The 17384-nt window shown below is 69.4% G+C and carries 16 protein-coding genes and 1 pseudogene; 9 read left to right on the top strand and 8 right to left on the bottom strand.

Annotation, left to right across the window (positions count from 1 at the left end; all coding sequences use genetic code 11):
* Positions 1-51: 51 nt before the first annotated feature.
* Entirely contained in the window at positions 52-1305 is a 1254-nt protein-coding gene (locus FFT09_RS14870) for a glycosyltransferase family 4 protein (protein ID WP_081191272.1), read from the top strand.
* Between the two features lie 44 nt (positions 1306-1349).
* Here FFT09_RS14870 and FFT09_RS14865 read toward each other — a convergent pair whose 3' ends face one another.
* The 3 genes from FFT09_RS14865 to aceA all read right to left on the bottom strand — a co-directional run bounded on the left by FFT09_RS14865 (position 1350) and on the right by aceA (position 4820).
* Entirely contained in the window at positions 1350-1745 is a 396-nt protein-coding gene (locus FFT09_RS14865; protein ID WP_081191273.1) for a DUF5313 family protein, read from the bottom strand.
* Between the two features lie 114 nt (positions 1746-1859).
* Positions 1860-3461: a malate synthase A gene (gene aceB, locus FFT09_RS14860; protein WP_138383028.1), complete on the bottom strand. Its 1602-nt coding sequence runs from the start codon at positions 3459-3461 to the stop codon at positions 1860-1862.
* A 60-nt stretch (positions 3462-3521) separates the two neighbouring features.
* Positions 3522-4820 (bottom strand): isocitrate lyase, encoded by a 1299-nt coding sequence (gene aceA / locus FFT09_RS14855; protein WP_138383027.1) that lies wholly within the window; start codon positions 4818-4820, stop codon positions 3522-3524.
* Positions 4821-5037: 217 nt separating this feature from the next.
* Between aceA and FFT09_RS14850 the strand changes: the two genes are divergently transcribed.
* Positions 5038-6465, top strand: coding sequence for a short-chain fatty acyl-CoA regulator family protein (locus FFT09_RS14850; RefSeq protein ID WP_024877246.1), 1428 nt, complete (start codon positions 5038-5040; stop codon positions 6463-6465).
* 181 nt (positions 6466-6646) lie between these two features.
* On the opposite strand, the gene FFT09_RS14845 is transcribed toward FFT09_RS14850, so the two are convergent.
* A complete protein-coding gene (locus FFT09_RS14845) occupies positions 6647-7402 on the bottom strand; it encodes an acyltransferase (RefSeq protein ID WP_081191276.1) in 756 nt (251 codons plus the stop codon).
* Between the two features lie 51 nt (positions 7403-7453).
* On the opposite strand from FFT09_RS14845, the gene FFT09_RS14840 reads away from it, so the two are divergent.
* The 4 genes from FFT09_RS14840 to FFT09_RS14825 all read left to right on the top strand — a co-directional run bounded on the left by FFT09_RS14840 (position 7454) and on the right by FFT09_RS14825 (position 10887).
* Positions 7454-8416: a nucleoside hydrolase gene (locus FFT09_RS14840; protein WP_138383026.1), complete on the top strand. Its 963-nt coding sequence runs from the start codon at positions 7454-7456 to the stop codon at positions 8414-8416.
* Between the two features lie 87 nt (positions 8417-8503).
* Positions 8504-9655, top strand: a complete 1152-nt coding sequence (locus FFT09_RS14835; protein WP_081191278.1) for a C40 family peptidase — start codon at positions 8504-8506, stop codon at positions 9653-9655.
* Between the two features lie 165 nt (positions 9656-9820).
* Positions 9821-10642 (top strand): hypothetical protein, encoded by an 822-nt coding sequence (locus FFT09_RS14830; RefSeq protein ID WP_138383025.1) that lies wholly within the window; start codon positions 9821-9823, stop codon positions 10640-10642.
* Complete coding sequence (locus tag FFT09_RS14825; RefSeq protein ID WP_138383024.1) at positions 10639-10887, top strand: hypothetical protein; 249 nt, start codon at positions 10639-10641, stop codon at positions 10885-10887. The genes FFT09_RS14830 and FFT09_RS14825 overlap by 4 nt, the downstream gene beginning before the upstream one ends.
* Before the next feature lie 76 nt (positions 10888-10963).
* Here FFT09_RS14825 and FFT09_RS14820 read toward each other — a convergent pair whose 3' ends face one another.
* On the bottom strand, positions 10964-12481 hold the full coding sequence (locus tag FFT09_RS14820) for an alpha/beta hydrolase (RefSeq protein ID WP_244231369.1): 1518 nt from the start codon (positions 12479-12481) through the stop codon (positions 10964-10966).
* A 198-nt stretch (positions 12482-12679) separates the two neighbouring features.
* Here FFT09_RS14820 and FFT09_RS14815 point away from each other — a divergent pair, with 198 nt between their 5' ends.
* Positions 12680-13861 (top strand): sensor histidine kinase, encoded by a 1182-nt coding sequence (locus FFT09_RS14815; RefSeq protein ID WP_138383023.1) that lies wholly within the window; start codon positions 12680-12682, stop codon positions 13859-13861.
* On the top strand, positions 13862-14539 hold the full coding sequence (locus FFT09_RS14810) for a response regulator (RefSeq protein WP_138383022.1): 678 nt from the start codon (positions 13862-13864) through the stop codon (positions 14537-14539).
* A 9-nt stretch (positions 14540-14548) separates the two neighbouring features.
* On the opposite strand, the gene FFT09_RS14805 is transcribed toward FFT09_RS14810, so the two are convergent.
* Positions 14549-15034 (bottom strand): carboxymuconolactone decarboxylase family protein, encoded by a 486-nt coding sequence (locus tag FFT09_RS14805; protein ID WP_138383021.1) that lies wholly within the window; start codon positions 15032-15034, stop codon positions 14549-14551.
* 109 nt (positions 15035-15143) lie between these two features.
* Here FFT09_RS14805 and FFT09_RS14800 point away from each other — a divergent pair, with 109 nt between their 5' ends.
* Positions 15144-15785 (top strand): LysE family translocator, encoded by a 642-nt coding sequence (locus FFT09_RS14800; protein WP_138383020.1) that lies wholly within the window; start codon positions 15144-15146, stop codon positions 15783-15785.
* A 38-nt stretch (positions 15786-15823) separates the two neighbouring features.
* On the opposite strand, the pseudogene FFT09_RS23325 reads toward FFT09_RS14800, so the two are convergent.
* Positions 15824-16140, bottom strand: a pseudogene (locus FFT09_RS23325) (helix-turn-helix domain-containing protein); the annotation flags it as partial.
* Between the two features lie 2 nt (positions 16141-16142).
* The gene (locus FFT09_RS14790) at positions 16143-17339 is read right to left on the bottom strand and encodes an MFS transporter (protein ID WP_244231368.1); all 1197 of its coding nucleotides are present in this window, start codon (positions 17337-17339) and stop codon (positions 16143-16145) included.
* Between the last annotated feature and the right edge of the window lie 45 nt (positions 17340-17384).

Here is a 17384-nt window from a genome sequence, read left to right as displayed (position 1 = left end):
GGTGGGGGACTGGGCGCCCCCCACAGCGCAACCGGTGAGTAACCTCGCCGTATGCGCGTGCTGATGCTGTCGTGGGAGTACCCGCCGGTGGTGGTCGGGGGGCTCGCCCGGCACGTCCACGCGCTGGCCCGGCACCTGGCGAGCGCGGGGCACGAGGTCGTGGTGCTCTGCCGCCACGCCGCGGGCACCGACGCGGAAACCCATCCCACCACCGACGAGGTCGTCGACGGGGTGCGCCTCATCCGGGTCGCCGAGGACCCACTGCACGTGACGTTCGAACGCGACCTGGTGGCGTGGACGCTCGCGATGGGGCACGCGATGGTCCGCGCCGGAACCGAGCTGTTCCGGGCCTGGCGCCCCGAGGTCGTACACGCGCACGACTGGCTCGTCACCCACCCGGCCATCGCACTGGCCGAGGCGGCGCGCGCACCGCTGGTGGGCACCATCCACGCCACAGAGGCGGGACGGCACTCGGGCTGGCTGTCGCACCCGTTGAACCAGCAGATTCACTCGGCGGAGTGGTGGCTGGCCAACCGGGTCGACGCGCTGATCACCTGTTCGGAGGCGATGCGCCGCGAGGTGGCGCACCTGTTCGAGGTGCCCTGCGAGGCCGTCACGGTCATCCACAACGGCATCGAGGAACGCACCTGGCGGGTGGCGGACGCCCAGGTCGCGCGGGCACGCACGCGGCACGGCGGCCACGACGCCCCGCTGCTGCTGTACTTCGGCAGGCTGGAGTGGGAGAAGGGCGTGCAGGACCTGCTGGCGGCGCTGCCGCTGATCCGCCACAGTCATCCCGGCACACGTTTGGTGGTCGCGGGAGCGGGGCGCCATCGCGACGAGCTCGTGGACCAGACCGCCCGGCTGTCGCTGGACGGTGCGGTGGACTTCGTGGGCCACCTGCCCGACACCGAACTGCGTGCGGTGCTGTCGGCGGCCGACGCCGTGGTCCTGCCCAGCCGCTACGAACCGTTCGGCATCGTCGCGCTCGAAGCCGCCGCCGCGAAAGCCCCCCTCGTGGCGTCCACGGCGGGCGGCCTCGCCGAACTCGTCGTGGACGGCCAGACCGGGCTCGCGTTCCCACCCGGTGACGTCGACGGCATCGTGCGCACGGTGAACGCGGTGCTCGCGGACGGCGACGCGGCGTCCCACCGGGCGCGCGCCGCCCGGTCACGGCTGGCCACCGACTTCGACTGGACGCGGATCGCCGAGGAGACCGTGCGCGTGTACCGCAGGACACGGCCCGCGCCGCCGCACACCCCGGGGCGACCCAAGATCGCCACGGGCAACGCGTTCGAGCCCTGAGGCCCGCTGAGAACACCGGCCTTTACGGCTCTACCCCGCACCATTCATTCGGTCCCCGCGCGGTAGCGCGCCACGTAGCGCGCCCGCACGTCGGCTTCGGCCTCCGCCCTCGCGGCCTGCCGGGTCGCCCTCGCGGTGCCGTGCGGGAAGCCGTGCTTGACGACCCGGTGCTCGCACGCCTCGTCGGCGTAGGCGAACGAGTAGAAGTAGCCCACCAGCGCGGCCATCAGGCAGAGCAGCAGCCGCAGCCACAACGGCCCCGGAAGCAGCAGCCACACCACCGTGAGCGGACCCACCAGCACCGTGCTGCGCCCGGCGTGCCGCCACAGGTACCACCGGCTCGACACGTCGTGCAGCACCCACTGCCGGAACTCGGACGGCAGCCTGCCGCCCGCGGCGTACCAGAGCCACTGGATCGGATTGGGTCGTCGACGTGCCACCGCTCCACCGTAGGACGCGCGGACAACACCGCGGAGGCCGGATGACGTGGGTTCCGGCCTCCGCGGTGGGCGACCTCCACGGCGCTGGTCCGGCAGCCGGGCGGTCCGCTCGGGTCAGGACGTGGTCAGGTACCGGGCGTAGGCACCCGTGGTGAGGAAGCTGGGCAGCTTCTCCCCCAGCGCCGTCTCGACGAAGATCTCCCGGGCGTCGGCGAGACGGTTGCCGTCGCCGACCTCGGCCCGGGAAGCCTCGAACTCCTCGTCCAGCCATTCCACGACGCGCTCTCGCGTGATGGCCGTGCCGTCGGGCAACTTCGTCCCGTGGCGGAGCCACTGCCACACCTGGCAGCGCGCGATCTCCGCCGTGGCGGCGTCCTCCATCAGGCCGAACAGGGCCGCCGCCCCGGTGCCCCGCAGCCACGAGTCGACGTAGCGCAACGCCACCGAGATGTTCGAGCGAACGCCCTGCTCGGTCACCTCGCCACCGGCGCCGGCCACATCGAGCAGGTCCTGCGCCGTCACCGTGACGTCCTCCCGCAGCTTGCCGAGCTGGTTCGGCCAGCCGCCGAGCACCTCGTCGAACACCTCGCGGCACACCGGCACCAGACCGGGGTGGGCGACCCACGAACCGTCGAAACCGTCGCCCGCCTCGCGCTGCTTGTCCTCGCGCACCTTCTCCAGCGCCGTCGCGTTCACCTCCGGATCACGGCTCGGGATGAACGCCGCCATCCCACCGATCGCGTGGGCGCCGCGCCGGTGGCACGTGCGGACCAGCAGTTCGGTGTAAGCGCGCATGAACGGCACCGTCATCGTCACCTGCGCCCGGTCCGGCAGCACGAAGTCCGCACCGTGGGAGGCGAAGGTCTTGATGAGGCTGAAGATGTAGTCCCACCGGCCCGCGTTCAGCCCGGCGGCATGCTCACGCAGCTCGTAGAGGATCTCGTCCATCTCGAACGCCGCCGTGATCGTCTCGATCAGCACCGTGGCCCGGATGGTGCCCCTCGGGATTCCGAGCTCGTCCTGCGCGAACCGGAACACGTCGTTCCACAGCCGCGCCTCGTGGTGGCTCTCCAGCTTCGGCAGGTAGAAGTACGGCCCGCTGCCCCTGGCCAGCAACTGGCGTGCGTTGTGGAACAGGTACAGGCCGAAGTCGACGAGACTGGCCGACACGGGACGACCGTCGATACGAATGTGCTTCTCCACCAGGTGCCAGCCACGCGGCCGCGCCACGATCGTGGCGGGCTCGTCGCCGATCGCGTACCGCTTGCCCCGGTCGGTGAAGTCGATGTCGCGCCGGATCGCGTCGTAGAGGTTGCGCTGCCCCGCGACCACGTTGTGCCACGTGGGCGCGGTGGCGTCCTCGAAATCCGCGAGCCAGACCTTCGCGCCCGAGTTCAGCGCGTTGACCGTCATCTTGCGGTCGGTCGGGCCGGTGATCTCCACCCGCCGGTCCTCCAGACCGGGCGCGGGCGGGGCCACCTGCCACGACTCGTCGGCGCGGATGCCCCGGGTCTCGGGCAGGAACCCGAGCGACTCCTCACCGGAGTCCAGCCGCTCCCGGCGCCTGCGCCGGGCGTCGAGCAACTCCCTGCGCCTGCCCGCGAAGGCGTCGTCCAGCTTCGCCACGAACTCCAGCGCCGCCGGAGGCAGGATCTCGTCGGTCCGGTCGAGTGCGGGACCGGTCACCTGGAGCCGGTCGATTCGCGTGTCAGCCATGTCTCGTCCCCTTCGAGCCGTACGGGTGGCACGGCCGGTCGCGCCGACCGTGCCACCTCCTCAGAACTGGGCCTCTTCGGTGGAGCCCGTCAGCGCCGTCGTGGAGCTCTCCGGGTTCAGCGCTGTGCTCACCTGGTCGAACCAGCCGGTGCCCACCTCGCGCTGGTGCTTGGTGGCGGTGTAGCCGCGCTCCTCGGCGGCGAACTCGCGCTCCTGGAGATCGACGTAGGCCGACATGCCGTCGGAGGCGTACCCGTGCGCGAGGTCGAACATCGAGTAGTTCAGGGCGTGGAAGCCCGCGAGCGTGATGAACTGGAACTTGTAGCCCATCTGCCCCAGCTCACGCTGGAACTTGGCGATCGTGGCGTCGTCCAGGTGCTTGCGCCAGTTGAACGACGGCGAGCAGTTGTAGGCCAGCATCTGGTTCGGGTGCTTCTCCTTGATCGCCTCGGCGAACTTGCGCGCGACGGCGAGGTCCGGCGTGGAGGTCTCCATCCACAGCAGGTCGGCGTACTCGGCGTAGGCGAGGCCGCGCTCGATGCACGGCTCGATGCCGTTACGCACCTCGTAGAAGCCCTCGGACGTCCGGTTGCCGGTCAGGAACTGGCGGTCACGCTCGTCGACGTCGCTGGTGAGCAGCGTGGCCGCCTGAGCGTCGGTGCGGGCGACCACGAGCGACGGGACGTTCAGCACGTCGGAGGCGAGCCGCGCGGCGTTGAGCGTGCGCTCGTGCTGCTTGGTCGGGATGAGCACCTTGCCGCCGAGGTGACCGCACTTCTTCTCGGACGCCAGCTGGTCCTCCCAGTGGACCCCGGCGGCACCGGCCGCGATCATGCCCTTCATCAGCTCGAACGCGTTGAGCGGGCCACCGAAGCCCGCCTCCGCGTCGGCGACGATCGGGGCGAACCAGTCGATGTCGGTGTTGCCCTCGGCCCAGGTGATCTGGTCGGCGCGGCCCAGCGCGTTGTTGATGCGGCGCACGACGGCGGGCACCGAGTTGGCCGGGTACAGGCTCTGGTCGGGGTAGGTCTGCCCCGAGAGGTTGGCGTCGGCCGCGACCTGCCAGCCCGAGAGGTAGATGGCCTTGAGACCCGCGCGGACCTGCTGCACCGCCTGGTTACCGGTCAGCGCGCCGAGCGAGTGGATGTAGTCCTCGGTGTGGAGCAGGTCCCACAGCTTCTCGGCGCCGCGCCGGGCCAGCGTGTGCTCCTCGACGACGCTGCCCTTCAGCTTCACGACGTCGGCGGCGGAGTACGACCGCTTCACATCCCGCCAGCGCGGGTTGTTCTTCCACTCCTGCTCCAGGGCGGCCGCATCCTGCTGCAAGCGGTTCGACTGCGTTCCTGTCGTCGCTGTCATGGCTCTCACTCCAACTTTGCCAACGTTGCGATCACTCGCCTGTTAACGACGACCATGACATGTGCAGCGGAAACGAGAACAGATCTCCAACTTGCCAAGTTGTGCGAATTTTCCGTAGCATCTTGTGAACGTTGCGAACGTGCAGGTTCACAACGCCGTGGAATCCGGGATCTTGACCGTTCCCGGACAGGAATTCCTCCGCGAAGGATTCGATTCAGTGGACAAGACTTTCGCCGGCGCACGGCTGCGCCACCTCCGCGAGAGCCGGTCGATGAGCCAGGCCGACCTCGCCCGGCTGCTGGAGATCTCGCCGAGCTACCTCAACCAGATCGAGCACAACACCCGCCCGCTGACCGTTCCGGTGCTGCTGCGCATCACCGAGGCGTTCGGGGTCGACGCCGAGTTCTTCGCAGACAACGACACCTCCCGGCTGGTCGCCGACGTGCGCGAGGCCCTGCTCGACGAGTCCCTCGGCGCCGCCGTCTCACCCGGAGAGATCAACGACCTGGCGAAGAACCTGCCGTCCGTGGCCGAGGCGCTGGTCAAGCTGCACCGCAGCTACCGCAACGCCGTCGAGACCACCGTCGCACTGGTCGCCGAGGACGGGCGCGGCGCCCACGGCAGCCCCGCACTGCCGCTGCCCCACGAGGAGGTGCGGGACTTCTTCTACGAACGCGAGAACTACGTCGCCGAGCTCGACGAACGGGCCGAGAAGATGTACTCGGAGCTCGGGCTGCGCCGCGACGAGATCCGCAACGGCCTGCGCGACCGCCTCGCGGACCGCTACGGCGTCACCGTCACCAGCGAAGGGCTCGACCTCGCCGCCGGTGAGCAACACCGCTACGAGACGGACGGGAAGGTGCTGCGCATGGCACCCACCCTGCGGATCGGCCAGCAGGCGTTCCGGATGGCGTCGCAGATCGCGCTGCTGGAGTACGACGACCTCATCACCGAGTTGGCCGACTCGTGGGCGTTCTCCGGACCGCCCGCCCGCTCGCTCGCCAGGGTCGGGCTCGCCAACTACTTCGCGGGCGCGCTGATCCTGCCCTACCGCGCCTTCCACAGCGCGGCGGAGCGGTTCCGCTACGACATCGAGCTGCTCTGCGACCACTTCGGGGTGGGGTTCGAGACCGTCTGCCACCGCCTCTCCACGCTGCAACGCCCGAAACTGCGGGGCATCCCGTTCTCGTTCGTGCGGGTGGACCGCGCGGGCAACATGTCCAAGCGGCAGTCGGCGGCCGGGTTCCACTTCTCGCGCGTCGGCGGGGCATGCCCGCTCTGGATCGTGTACGAGGCGTTCACCCGGCCGGGCAAGGTGATGACCCAGGTGGCGACCCTGCCCGACGGCAAGAGCTACTTCTGGATCGCCCGCACCATCTCCCGCAACATCGGTGGCTACGGCAGCCCCGGCAAGATGTTCTCCGTGGGGCTGGGCTGCGAACTCCGGCACGCGCGCCGGCTGGTCTACTCGTCGGGCCTCGACCTCGACGACCAGACCGCCGCCACTCCAATCGGCATGGGGTGCAAGGTCTGCGAGCGCCCGGCCTGCCCGCAGCGAGCGTTCCCCACGATCGGCAAACGCCTCACGGTGGACGAGAACACGAGCACGTTCGTCCCGTACCCGGCGGTCCCCCGCCCGGAGTGACGCCGTGTCCGCAGGCCACGTAGCCGTGTCCGCAGGATAGGAAGTCGTGTCCGCACTTCCCGTAGCCGTGTCCGCAAGTTAGGGAGCCGTGACCGCAGGTTAGGGAGCCGTGACCGCAGGTTAGGGAGCCGTGACTGCATCGCACGGTGCGGACACGACTACACAGGCTGCGGACACGGTGTCAGGGCTCGCCCAGGGTCTTCTTCAGGGCCTGGTCGGCCTTGCGGGCCATGTCGGCCACGGCCTCGCGGCGGGCGGCGTCGGCCTCGTAGTCGGACCTGCGGTCCCGCACCACCCGCGCCGGTGAGCCCACGGCGATGCCGTAGTCGGCGATGTCACCGCGCACGACGGCATGTGCTCCCAGGACACAGCCCCGCCCGACGCGAGTGCCGCGCAGGACCGACACCTTGGTCCCCACCCAGGTGTCCGGGCCGATCCGCACGGGGGCCTTGACGATGCCCTGGTCCTTGATCGGCAGTGTGATGTCGGTGGTGACGTGGTCGAAGTCGCAGATGTACACCCAGTCGGCGATGAGGGTCGCGCTCCCGATCTCGACGTCGAGGTAGGAGTTCACGACGTTCTGCCTGCCGAAGACGACCTTGTCACCGATCCGCAGGGAGCCCTCGTGGCAGCGGATGGCGTTGCCGTCGCCGATGTGGACCCAGCGGCCGATCTCCATGCGGCCGTACCCGGGGCGGCAGTGCAGTTCGACGTCCCGGCCGAGGAACACCATGCCGCGCAACACGACGTGCGGGTTGGCGAGCCGGAACTTCAGCAACCGCCAGTAACGCACGAGGTACCACGGAGTGAAAGCACGGTGGCGCCACACCCACCGCAGAGAGTCGGCCGTGAGAAACCGCGCCTGCCGGGGGTCGCGCCGGGCCCTGCGCCAGCCCTGCATCCGGGACAGCACGGGTGAACCCCACATGGACGTCATGGGGGGACCGTAACGTGTCGGGGGACGGCCACGGACGAGGGAGTGACGCGCGTGAGCACCAAGTTGATCATCGACACCGATCCGGGGGTCGACGACGCGTTCGCGCTGGCACTGGCCGCGCACAGTGACGACGTCGACCTGCTCGGGGTGACGTCGGTCTTCGGCAACGTGGGACTCGCGGCGACCACGCGCAACGCGCGCCGGGTGCTGGCTCTGTGCAAGCGCGGCGACGTGCCGGTGGCCGAGGGCGCCGCGCGACCGCTGGTGCACCCGCATCCCCACGTGGCGAAGTACGCGCACGGCGCCGACGGGTTGTCCGGTCGCGCCGCGGCGTTGCCCGAGCCGGAACGCGACGTCGAGAACGGGGGCGCGGTGCGGCTGCTGGCCGACCTGCTGGAGTCCTCCGCCGAACCGGTGACCATCGCGGCCATCGGGCCGCTCACCAACGTCGCGACCCTGCTCGCTGCCCGTCCCGACCTGCACGATCGCATCGACCGTGTGGTGATCATGGGCGGTGCGCTGCTGCACGGGAACACGAGCGCGGCGGCGGAGTTCAACATCTGGAGCGACCCGGAAGCCGCCGCGCGCGTCTTGGGCGGTGGCGAGGTGCCGTGCGTGCTCGTGCCGATGGATCTCACCTACCGCTGCGCGGTGAGCACCGAGTGGCTGGACGCCCTGGCCTCGTCCGGTCCGGTCGGCGCTGCACTGAACGCGCTGACGCCCGACTACCTCGCGCACTACCGCAAGGCGCTCGGCTGGGACGGGATGGTGATCCACGACGCGGTGGCGGTCGCGGAGGCGATCCGCCCCGGAATCCTGACCGCCGAGGCGTTGCCGGTGTCGGTGGAGACGTCGTTCGGACCGGCCCGGGGCGCGACGGTGGTGGACCAGCGCCGACCCGAGTTGCGGGCCGAGACGGAGGTGCCGGGCGGCGGCAGCACGGCACGGGTCGCCGTGGACACCGACCTGGACGCGCTACGGGTGTTCCTGCTGGACAGGCTCACGCTGCGCTGAGAAACCCCTCGGTCGGGGGCATCGCGTCCTCCCCCGAGACGGGGATCGTCTCACCCACCGTGGCCGGTTGATGCTTATCCTGTGCCCATGAGTGCTGGCGGCGGACCGCGGACCCGGAGGCTGTTGATCGCGGTGGTGTCGGCGGTGGTGGCCGTCGCGGTGCTGGTGGTGGTCCTGCAAGTCGTGCCGCGCGAACCCGACCCCACGTCGGCCGCCGCCGAGGCGCCCGACACGACGTCATCCGCGATCGCCCCGCCACCCTCGACGGCGGCACCCGAGTCGAGCACACCCCCGGCCACCTCGGTGCCGCAGCAGCAGGGAATGCGGTTCGAGGAGTGGGTGGACGACGTGGCCGACTGGCTCGACATCCCCCGCCGCGCCATGTACGCGTACGCGACAGCGACGGTGACGCTCGCGGACGAGCGGCCGGACTGTCACCTGTCGTGGGTCACCCTCGCGGGAGTGGGCAGGACGGCCAGTGACCACGGCCGGGTCGCCGGAGCGAAGGTCACCGAGGACGGAAGCCTGTCGAAGCCCCTCGACACGGTGGAGGTGCGCGACTTCGCCGACGAGGTGGTGTCGGCGCCGGATGCCGCGGGGCCGATGCAGCTCACACCCGCCGTCTGGGACAAGTTCAAGGCGGGTACCACCGAGGAGCTTCCCGACATCCAGGATCTCGACGACGCGGCTCTGACCGCGGGACGGGCGATGTGCGCGCAGGGACGCGACCTGTCGGACGGCGACGGCTGGCTCGGAGGTGTGGCCGCGCTGCAGGACGAGCCCTTGTTCCTGCACCGGGTGCTCGCCACGGCGAACGTGTACGGCACCGTCGGTGAGAGCCGCGACAAGCCGGACCCCGCGGTGCTGGACGCCGTCACCTTCGCCATCGACAAGATCGGCCTGCCCTACGTGTGGGGCGGCAACGGCACGGAACACGGTCATGCCGGATTCGACTGCTCGGGACTCACCACGGCCGCGTACGCCGAGGCGGGCATCTCGCTCATGCGCACGGCACACACGCAGTACCACAGCGTCCCGCTGGTCCCGTCCGGCGACGAGCCCCAGCTCGGTGACCTGATCTTCTTCGGCGATCCCGGCACCAAGATCCACCACGTCGGCCTCTACATCGGCAACGACCAGATGATCGACGCCCCGACGTTCGGCCAGGCCGTCCAGGTACACAACTACCGCAAACCCGGCGACAACTACGCCGGTGCGGGCCGGCCCGCGAACCTGTGAGGTAGGCGCCGCACCCGGCCGCGACGCGACCCAGGCCCGCCTCAACCCTGGCAGGCCTCGAGCCCACGGTGGGCTTGGTTTACGTGATTGTTCGGCAAATGCCACAAGGGCGATCGCTGAACAGCTACCGTCGGGTTCGTTCGGCGTCTCGTGCCTCGGAGGTCCATGTTCGGCTACGTGACCACTCCCGCGCTCGAGTTCAGTTCGACCAACATGGTCGTGGCTTTGACTCTGCTGGTCGCCTGTTGGGCGGTGATCGGTCTGGTGGCCGGGTACGTCGCCCTGATGCTCACACCCCTGCTGGCAACTCGCTTCGATGCCGCCTCGACGAAGGAAATCGTGGTTCTGGCCGTCCGGGTGCTGCTGCATCTGGCGGGCTGGGTGCTGCTCCTGTTGGCGTTCTTCCGCTCAGACTGGGACGCTTCGATACTCGGCAACGCCTGGGCCGACACCGTGTTGAAGGCCATCGCCACGTTGCCCGCGGCGGTAGCGTCAGCGCTGCTGACAGCACTGGTCGTGGTCCTGCTGCCAAGGAGCTCGGGCAGCGGACGGCTGTGGCTCGGAATCGCCAACGTGTTGGCCTGCCTGGTGTTGACCGCGCTGAGCTTCGGCGGCGTGTTCTCCCTGACGATCAGGTTCGGTTTCTCACCAGACGGCAGCAGCCTCCCCAAGTTCATCTACATGGCCGGGTACGCCCCGCTGCTATTGGTTTCGGCCCTGTTCCTTGTCGTTGCGGTGGGGACCCGGTTCGGGGCGTCCTGGACCCACCGGCGCGCCGGCGGCGTCAGCACGGTGTTGTTCACCGTCGGCCTGGTGACCACCTATGTCCTGCTCCAGCGGTACGGTCCGGTCACGATCCCGGTGACCGAGGAACCGGTGACGACTGAGATAGTCGAGGCCGAGCTGGGTCTGTTCGGGGCTGTCGCGTTGTTCGCGGCCGGGGTGCTGGGCCTCGTGGCCCCGACCGAGTCCGGAGACGCGCAATGAGCGTGGTCGAGGCGGTGTGGGCCGTCGCCAAGGTGCTCATCACGATCGTGCTGATCATCGTCGTGTGCTTCCTCGGAGCCCTGGCGGCGGTGGCCGCTGCCACCGCGGCGATCGCGGCGTTCCCACTGGCCTGGTTCATCAGCCTGCTCTGGGGTGTGGCGTTCATCGACGCCCTGGCCTGGACCTGGTCGTTGCTGTCGCTGCTGGTCCTGCTGGGTCTGCTGGCGGCGTCCAGCCGGCGATGAGCCGGGTGGGTGGGACGACACGAGCCGTCCCACCCACCCGATCACTCCCCCGCCCCCCGGCGACGCGGCTCGTCGCTCAGCGAGTCGCCTGACACCGCACGTCCTTCTTGGGCATCGTGCCGTCCACCAGGAAGTTCGTGGTGACGTTCAACGCGCAGGGGTTGTCGTCCAGTACGTACACCCCGTGCCCGCTCCCGTCGACGCTCACCAGCCGCGACCGCTCGCCGAACTTCTCGTTCACCAGCTCGCCGCCGCGCAGCGGTGTCACCGGGTCGCGCTGGTTCTGCACGACCAGGACGTTGGCCGGGCCCGCGTCGTTGATCTCCACGGGCGGCTCGGACGGACCGAGCTGCCAGTAGGCGCAGGGCAGGACGTTGGCGGCGGCCGCGCCGTAGAGCGGGTGCCTCTCGCGGTCCTCGGCGACGGCGCGCTGGTAGGTACGGACGTCCTCGGGCCATTCGACGTCGTTGCAGGTCACCGCGAGAAAGACCGACCAGGCGTTGTCGTTCGGCGACAACTCACCGCCCGTGGACTGGTTCTTTCCGGGCAGATCACCCGAGGGTGCCGTACCCGGGGAGTCGCGCAGTGACTGCCAGGTCTGCGCCATCAGCCCGTACATCGACTCCTTGTACAGCGATGCGAAGGTCGCGAGGCGGAAGATCGCGCCGTTGATCCCGTCCACCGGCTTCTCGTCGAGCTGCTCGGCGAGGGTGAAGTAGGTCTGCCGCACCTCCTTCGGCGTGCGGCCCAGACCGTAGCTGTCGTGCCGCGCGGCGACCCACTTCGCGAAGTCGGGGAACGTCTCCTCCATGCCGCTGCCGTACCGGCGCATCCCCTCGTGATCCAGATGCGTGTCACCGATGTTGCTGTCGAGCACGACCCGGTCTGAGGTCTCGGGGAACATCGAGGCGTAGGCGGCGCCGAGCCCGCTGCCGTAGGAGTATCCGAGGAAACTCGCCTTGTCCTCGCCCAGCGCGGCGCGGATGCGGTCCAGGTCGCGGGCCATGTTCGCCGTCGACAGGTGGGCCAGCCGTCCCGCGTCGTCGCTGGCCGCGCACTGCTCGGCCACCGCCTTGGCGATCTTCGCCTGCCCGGCGACGGCCTCGTCGTCGACCGCGTACGGCGGGATGTTGCCGAAGTACGGCTGGTCGTTGGTGAAGCCACAGCTGACCGGCGCCGAGTGCCCGACCCCCCGGGTGTCCATGCCGATGAGGTCGTAGCTGTCCAGGACGCTGGCCGGAATGCCCTGCTTCGACAACAGCTGTGGCTGGTCCAGTCCCGTACCGCCGGGGCCACCGGGGTTCAGCAGCAGCACGCCGCGCCGCTTGTCCGGGTTCTGGCTGGCCAGCCGCGAAATCATGATATCGATCCGCTCGCCCCCGGGATCGCTGTAGTCCAGCGGTACCGGCACAGTGGCGCACTGCAACGGCGCCGGGGTGTCCGGCACGTCGTCGGGGCACTCACCCCACTCCAGCTGCGCCCCGGCCTCGTCGTCCCGTTCCGCGGCCACGATGGGCACCCCCACCAGTGTCCCGGTGAGACCGAGTACGGCCAGCAGAGTCACTGCCCGGCCGACACTCCGTTTCCGATCCATGTCCACCACTCTCGTCGTTGTCCGTTCCGTGGCTGTTCCGGTACGCGACGAGTCTGGCCGCCGCGCGCCGCCCGCACATCGGACCGGAGGCTCGAATCGCTTCCGACCACGGTCGGACGCGCGACTCCGACCTGGGCCGGGGACAGGACAGCCTCAGGGCTGCTGTGCTGGCCACCCACACCCGCGATAATGGCCCCGATGAACGAGGACATCGCGCCACGGCTTCGGGGGTGGCAACAGGTCTGGCGGCTGCTGGCGGCCGCGGCGCTGGGCATACCCTTCTGGCTCTCCACCGGTGTCCTGCTGCCTCGGGGATGCGTGCCCGACACGTGTACCTGGTTCGCCATCGGTGATCCGCTGCTGGCCCTCGGCTGCCTGACCGCACTGGTGTGGCGGCGGCGATTCCCGTTCGTCATCGCCCTGACGGTGGCCATCGCGTCGGCCGCGTCCACACTCGCCACCGGCGCGGGTTTTCTGGCACTGTGCTCGCTCGCCACCCGTCGCCGTCCGCTTGAGATCGGAATCGTGTCGCTGGCCTATGTGACCGCCTCACAGTTCGGCAACCAGCTCTATCCGATCCAGGACCCGCCCGACGTGCTGTGGGCCGATCTCGGAGTCCCGGTGCTGAGCGCGGGAACCGCGGTGGCGATCGGCATCGCGGTCGGCGCACGGCGCGTCGAGGTCCGATCCCTACGGGACCGGGCGGACAGTGCGGAGCGGGAACAGGCCGCACGAGCCACCCAGGCACGGACGCTGGAGCGCAACCGGATCGCCCGCGAGATGCACGACGTGCTCGCGCACCGTATCTCCCTGGTCGCGATGCAGGCGGGCGTGCTGGACCACCGTCGCGACCTCCCGGTGGAGGAGAACCGCGAACTGGTTCGCGGCATCGCGGAGGCTTCTCACCAGGCACTGGAGGAACTCCGCGACGTGCTCGGCGTCCTGCGCACCGAGCCGGGCCGCGTGGAGCCGCCACAACCGTCCCTCGACCGGATTCCCGGCCTGGTGGCCGAATCCCGTGCCTCCGGGCTGGACGTCACGCTCACCAACACGGTGCAGGGTGACCCTTCCGACGTCGTCGGACGAACCTGCTACCGGATCGTCCAAGAGGGACTCACCAACGCCGCGAAGCACGCTCCGGGCGCCTCCGTCCACGTCACCCTCCACGGAGCACAGGGCGACGATCTGCGCATCAGTGTTCGCAACTCCGCGGCCACCACCGTCACCCGGCCGCCGACGTCAGGCTTCGGCCTGCTCGGCCTCACCGAACGCCTCGCCCTCGCGGGCGGCAGACTCGACCACCATCCGACGCGCGACAACGGATACCTGCTCACCGCACAACTACCCTGGCCACACCACAGCAACGAAAAGAGGAGCTGAGTGGGAAGCGAGCGAGAGCCGGTGCGGGTCGTCATCGTCGACGACGACCAACTCGTGCGGATGGCGCTCCGGCTCGTCATCGACGGCGAACCGGATCTGACCCTCGTGGCGGAGGCGCCCGACGGGGACACCGCGATCGCTGTGATCGGCGAGCAGCGGCCGGACGTCGTGCTGATGGACGTGCGCATGCCCGGACGGGACGGACTCGACACGACCCGGGAACTGCTCTCCCGGCCGGAGCCGCCCCGGGTGCTCATGCTGACCACCTTCGACTCCGACGACCTGGTGCTCGGCGCGTTGCGTGCCGGGGCACTCGGATTCGTTCTCAAGGACACCCCGCCGTCGCGGATCGTCGACGCGGTGCGCACCGTCGCGGAGGGAAACCCCGTGCTCTCCCCGGTGGCCACGGCGAAGGTCATCGCCGCGGCCACCGGGCCCCAGTCCGCCGAGTCCCGCCGCTCGTCCCAGGACGCCGCCCGGCACCGGTTGTCCGCCCTGACCGACCGCGAACTCGACACCGCTCGCGCCATCGCGGAGGGGCTGGGCAACCCGGAGATCGCCGAACGGCTGCACATCAGCGTCGCGACCGTCAAGGCGCACACCGGAAACCTCTTCGCCAAGCTGGCGGTCGAGAACCGGGTCCAGATCGCACTGCTGGTCCGCGACGCGGAGGGGTGAGCAGCCGGCTCAGCTCGTCGCGGCGGCGAACATGCCCGGCTCGTAGGACCCGCCCCGCTGGTGCACGATGACGGCGAGCCGGTTGGCCGCGTTGATCAGCGCGACCAGGGCGACCAGCGCGGCGATCTGGTCGTCGTCGTAGTGTTCGCGGGCGCGCGCCCAGGTCTCGTCGGACACGCCGTGGTGGGCGTCGGCGAGCCGGGTGCCCTCCTCGGCGAGGGCCAGGGCGGCCCGCTCGGGCTCGGTGAACACGGTGGCCTCGCGCCAGGCGGCCACCAGGTTGAGGCGGACCGGGTCCTCACCGGCGGCCACAGCCTCCTTGGTGTGCATGTCGATGCACCACCCGCAGCCGTTGATCTGGCTGGCGCGCAGCGACACCAGTTCCTGTGTGGATCTCGGCAACGGTGACTGCTGAACCACCTGGCCCGCGTTGGCGAAGCGCTGCGCGAACTTGGCCCCGAGCGCGTTGTCGAACAGGTTGATCCGGGCATCCATGATGTCGTCCTCCCGTAGCACGTTGGCTTGACGAACAGGAGACGTCGGCGGGCGGGATTGTGTGACAGGTCGGTGGACGGGCGGCTCCCCGGCTGCTTGTCTGGACCGCATGGTGTCTGCCGACCGCCTGCTCGCCTTCGCGGCCCTGTCGTTCCTGTTGATCGTGGTGCCGGGCCCCAGCGTGGTGTTCGTGATCGGGAGAGCGCTGGCGCACGGGCGCCGCGCGGCGTTGCTGACCGTGGTGGGGAACACCTTCGGCGCCTACGTGCTCGTCGTGGCCGTCGCGTTCGGGATCGGCTCCATCGTGGAACGCTCGGTGCTTGCCTTCACCCTCCTCAAGCTGGCGGGTGCCACCTACCTGGTGTACCTGGGCGTCAAGGCGTGGCGGCAGCGTGGTGCGTTGCACGCAACGGTCACCGGCGACGGGATCGTGGCGCACGGCGGCTCCCGCACGATGTGGGAGGGATTCGTGTTCGGCGTGAGCAACCCGAAGACCGTCGTGTTCTTCGCCGCCGTGCTGCCCCAGTTCGTGGACCCCGCCCAGGGGCACAGCGCGGTGCAGATGCTGCTGCTCGGGCTGGTCTTCAACGTCATCGCGATCGCGTCGGACAGCGTGTGGGGTCTGGCCGCGGCCGCCGCACGGAGCTGGTTCGCCCGCTCGCCGAGGCGGCTTTCCCTGGTCGGCGGGTTCGGCGGGCTCACGATGATCGCCCTCGGCGTCACCACGGCCGTGACCGGGCGCAAGGACTGAAGTCCGCCACAAATGTAGCGTCGGCAGTCGGGATGCTGGAGGCTGCGGCGGCTGATCGTGACACCCTTTGCACGCAGTTCGACGGCGATGCGAGCCGACGACCATTTGCGGCTGCGGCGGCTGACTCTCGATCTTGGTCACGATCACCGGAGAGGTGGTGGCCGGTTGGGTGTGCGGTGCGGAGGATCGTTCGGCGAGACCAACCGCGCCGAATTGGCGGTAGCGGTTAACCCAATTCGACGCACATGCACGTTAGATCCCCATCTCCTGCGACGTGTGCGATTGGTCTGGTCTTGCAGCGCTCGATCAATCGTCGGCGTCCCTCGATCGACAGCGGCGCATTCGGATGAGTCATCCTCAGCCTGCTTCCGGCGTGGTATCCATGCGACCTGATCCGAGGCTGGCGGCGTCACGTCGCACTCTCGTGACCGTGGGTCGGCTGAGTGCCCAGGTGAGCAGTCCGCAGAGTGCGAAGCTTGCGCCGAGGACGACACATCCTGTCCACCCTGAAGTGGAGTAGATCTTGGTGGTGGCGGTCGCGCCGAGGGCGGAGCCGAGCGAGTAGAAAATCATGTATCCGCCGATGGCGCTGCTGGTCTTGTCCGAGTAGGCGGCGGTGAGAAGTGACTGGTTGCTGACGTGTGCGGCCTGGATCGCGAAGTCCAGGACGATGACGCCGATGACGACTAGCCAGAGTGACCATGCGGCCTGCCCGGATGCGATCCAGGACAGTGCCAGCAGCGCGAGTGCGGTACCGGTCACGGGGTTGGCTCTGCCGGTGTCCGCCCATCGGCCTGCCCGTGCAGCTCCCAGTGCGCCAGCGAGCCCGGCTATTCCGAACAGGCCGATCTGGGTCGTGCTCAGCTGCCACGGTTCGGCAGCCAGTGGTAGCGCGAGTCCGCTCCAGAGCGTGCCAAAGGAAGCGAAGAGGAAGAACGCGATCAGTCCGCGCGAGATGAACAGCGGCTCGCGGAAGAGGTGCCCGAGCGAGGTCAGCACGTCGCCGTAGGTCCGACGACTCGACCGGTGGTCTGCTGGCAGCTGCTTCAACACCGCGATCGAGAGCGCAACCAGGAACAGCATGAGCGCGACATAGACACTTCGCCATCCCCACAGGTCAGCGAGGCCCCCCGCCAGGACGCGCGCCCCGAGGATTCCGATGATGACTCCGGAGGTGACGATTCCGAGCGTACGACCACGCTCCGTAGGCGTCGAGAGGTCGGCGGACATTGCGACGGTGGTCTGTACGACGACGGCGAACAGACCCGTCGTGGCGAGACCGACGAGCAACAGCCACAGAGTCGGAGAGACCGCGGCCACCAGCATGCCGACTGCGGCGAGGAGGAGTTGACCCCCGACGAGCTTGCGCCGGTCCAGCATGTCTCCCAACGGGACCAGGACAGCCAAGCCGACCAGGTAGCCGATCTGTCCAGCTGCCACGATCCACCCGAGGTCAGACTCGGGCACTCCCAGGTCTCGCCCGATCTGCGCGAGTACGGGCTGGGCGACGTAGATCGTCGCGACCGCGGCCGAGCAGACCATCGCGAGCAGCATTCTTCGGCCATGCGTGAGTCCCACACCATCTCCAATTAGTAGCAA

Source organism: Saccharomonospora piscinae (assembly GCF_005862235.1).
Lineage (GTDB): Bacteria > Actinomycetota > Actinomycetes > Mycobacteriales > Pseudonocardiaceae > Saccharomonospora > Saccharomonospora piscinae.
This window is presented reverse-complemented; position numbering and strand designations above follow the sequence as displayed.

What these genes read in the sequence shown, in the direction of transcription:
- FFT09_RS14870 (WP_081191272.1), top strand. Translation starts at nt 52, where the DNA reads ATGCGCGTGCTGATGCTGTCGTGGGAGTACCCGCCGGTGGTGGTCGGG.
- aceB (WP_138383028.1), bottom strand. Translation starts at nt 3,461, where the DNA reads ATGGCTGACACGCGAATCGACCGGCTCCAGGTGACCGGTCCCGCACTC.
- aceA (WP_138383027.1), bottom strand. Translation starts at nt 4,820, where the DNA reads ATGACAGCGACGACAGGAACGCAGTCGAACCGCTTGCAGCAGGATGCG.
- FFT09_RS14845 (WP_081191276.1), bottom strand. Translation starts at nt 7,402, where the DNA reads ATGACGTCCATGTGGGGTTCACCCGTGCTGTCCCGGATGCAGGGCTGG.
- FFT09_RS14835 (WP_081191278.1), top strand. Translation starts at nt 8,504, where the DNA reads ATGAGTGCTGGCGGCGGACCGCGGACCCGGAGGCTGTTGATCGCGGTG.
- FFT09_RS14830 (WP_138383025.1), top strand. Translation starts at nt 9,821, where the DNA reads ATGTTCGGCTACGTGACCACTCCCGCGCTCGAGTTCAGTTCGACCAAC.
- FFT09_RS14825 (WP_138383024.1), top strand. Translation starts at nt 10,639, where the DNA reads ATGAGCGTGGTCGAGGCGGTGTGGGCCGTCGCCAAGGTGCTCATCACG.
- FFT09_RS14820 (WP_244231369.1), bottom strand. Translation starts at nt 12,481, where the DNA reads ATGGATCGGAAACGGAGTGTCGGCCGGGCAGTGACTCTGCTGGCCGTA.
- FFT09_RS14815 (WP_138383023.1), top strand. Translation starts at nt 12,680, where the DNA reads ATGAACGAGGACATCGCGCCACGGCTTCGGGGGTGGCAACAGGTCTGG.
- FFT09_RS14805 (WP_138383021.1), bottom strand. Translation starts at nt 15,034, where the DNA reads ATGGATGCCCGGATCAACCTGTTCGACAACGCGCTCGGGGCCAAGTTC.
- FFT09_RS14800 (WP_138383020.1), top strand. Translation starts at nt 15,144, where the DNA reads ATGGTGTCTGCCGACCGCCTGCTCGCCTTCGCGGCCCTGTCGTTCCTG.
- FFT09_RS14790 (WP_244231368.1), bottom strand. Translation starts at nt 17,339, where the DNA reads ATGCTGCTCGCGATGGTCTGCTCGGCCGCGGTCGCGACGATCTACGTC.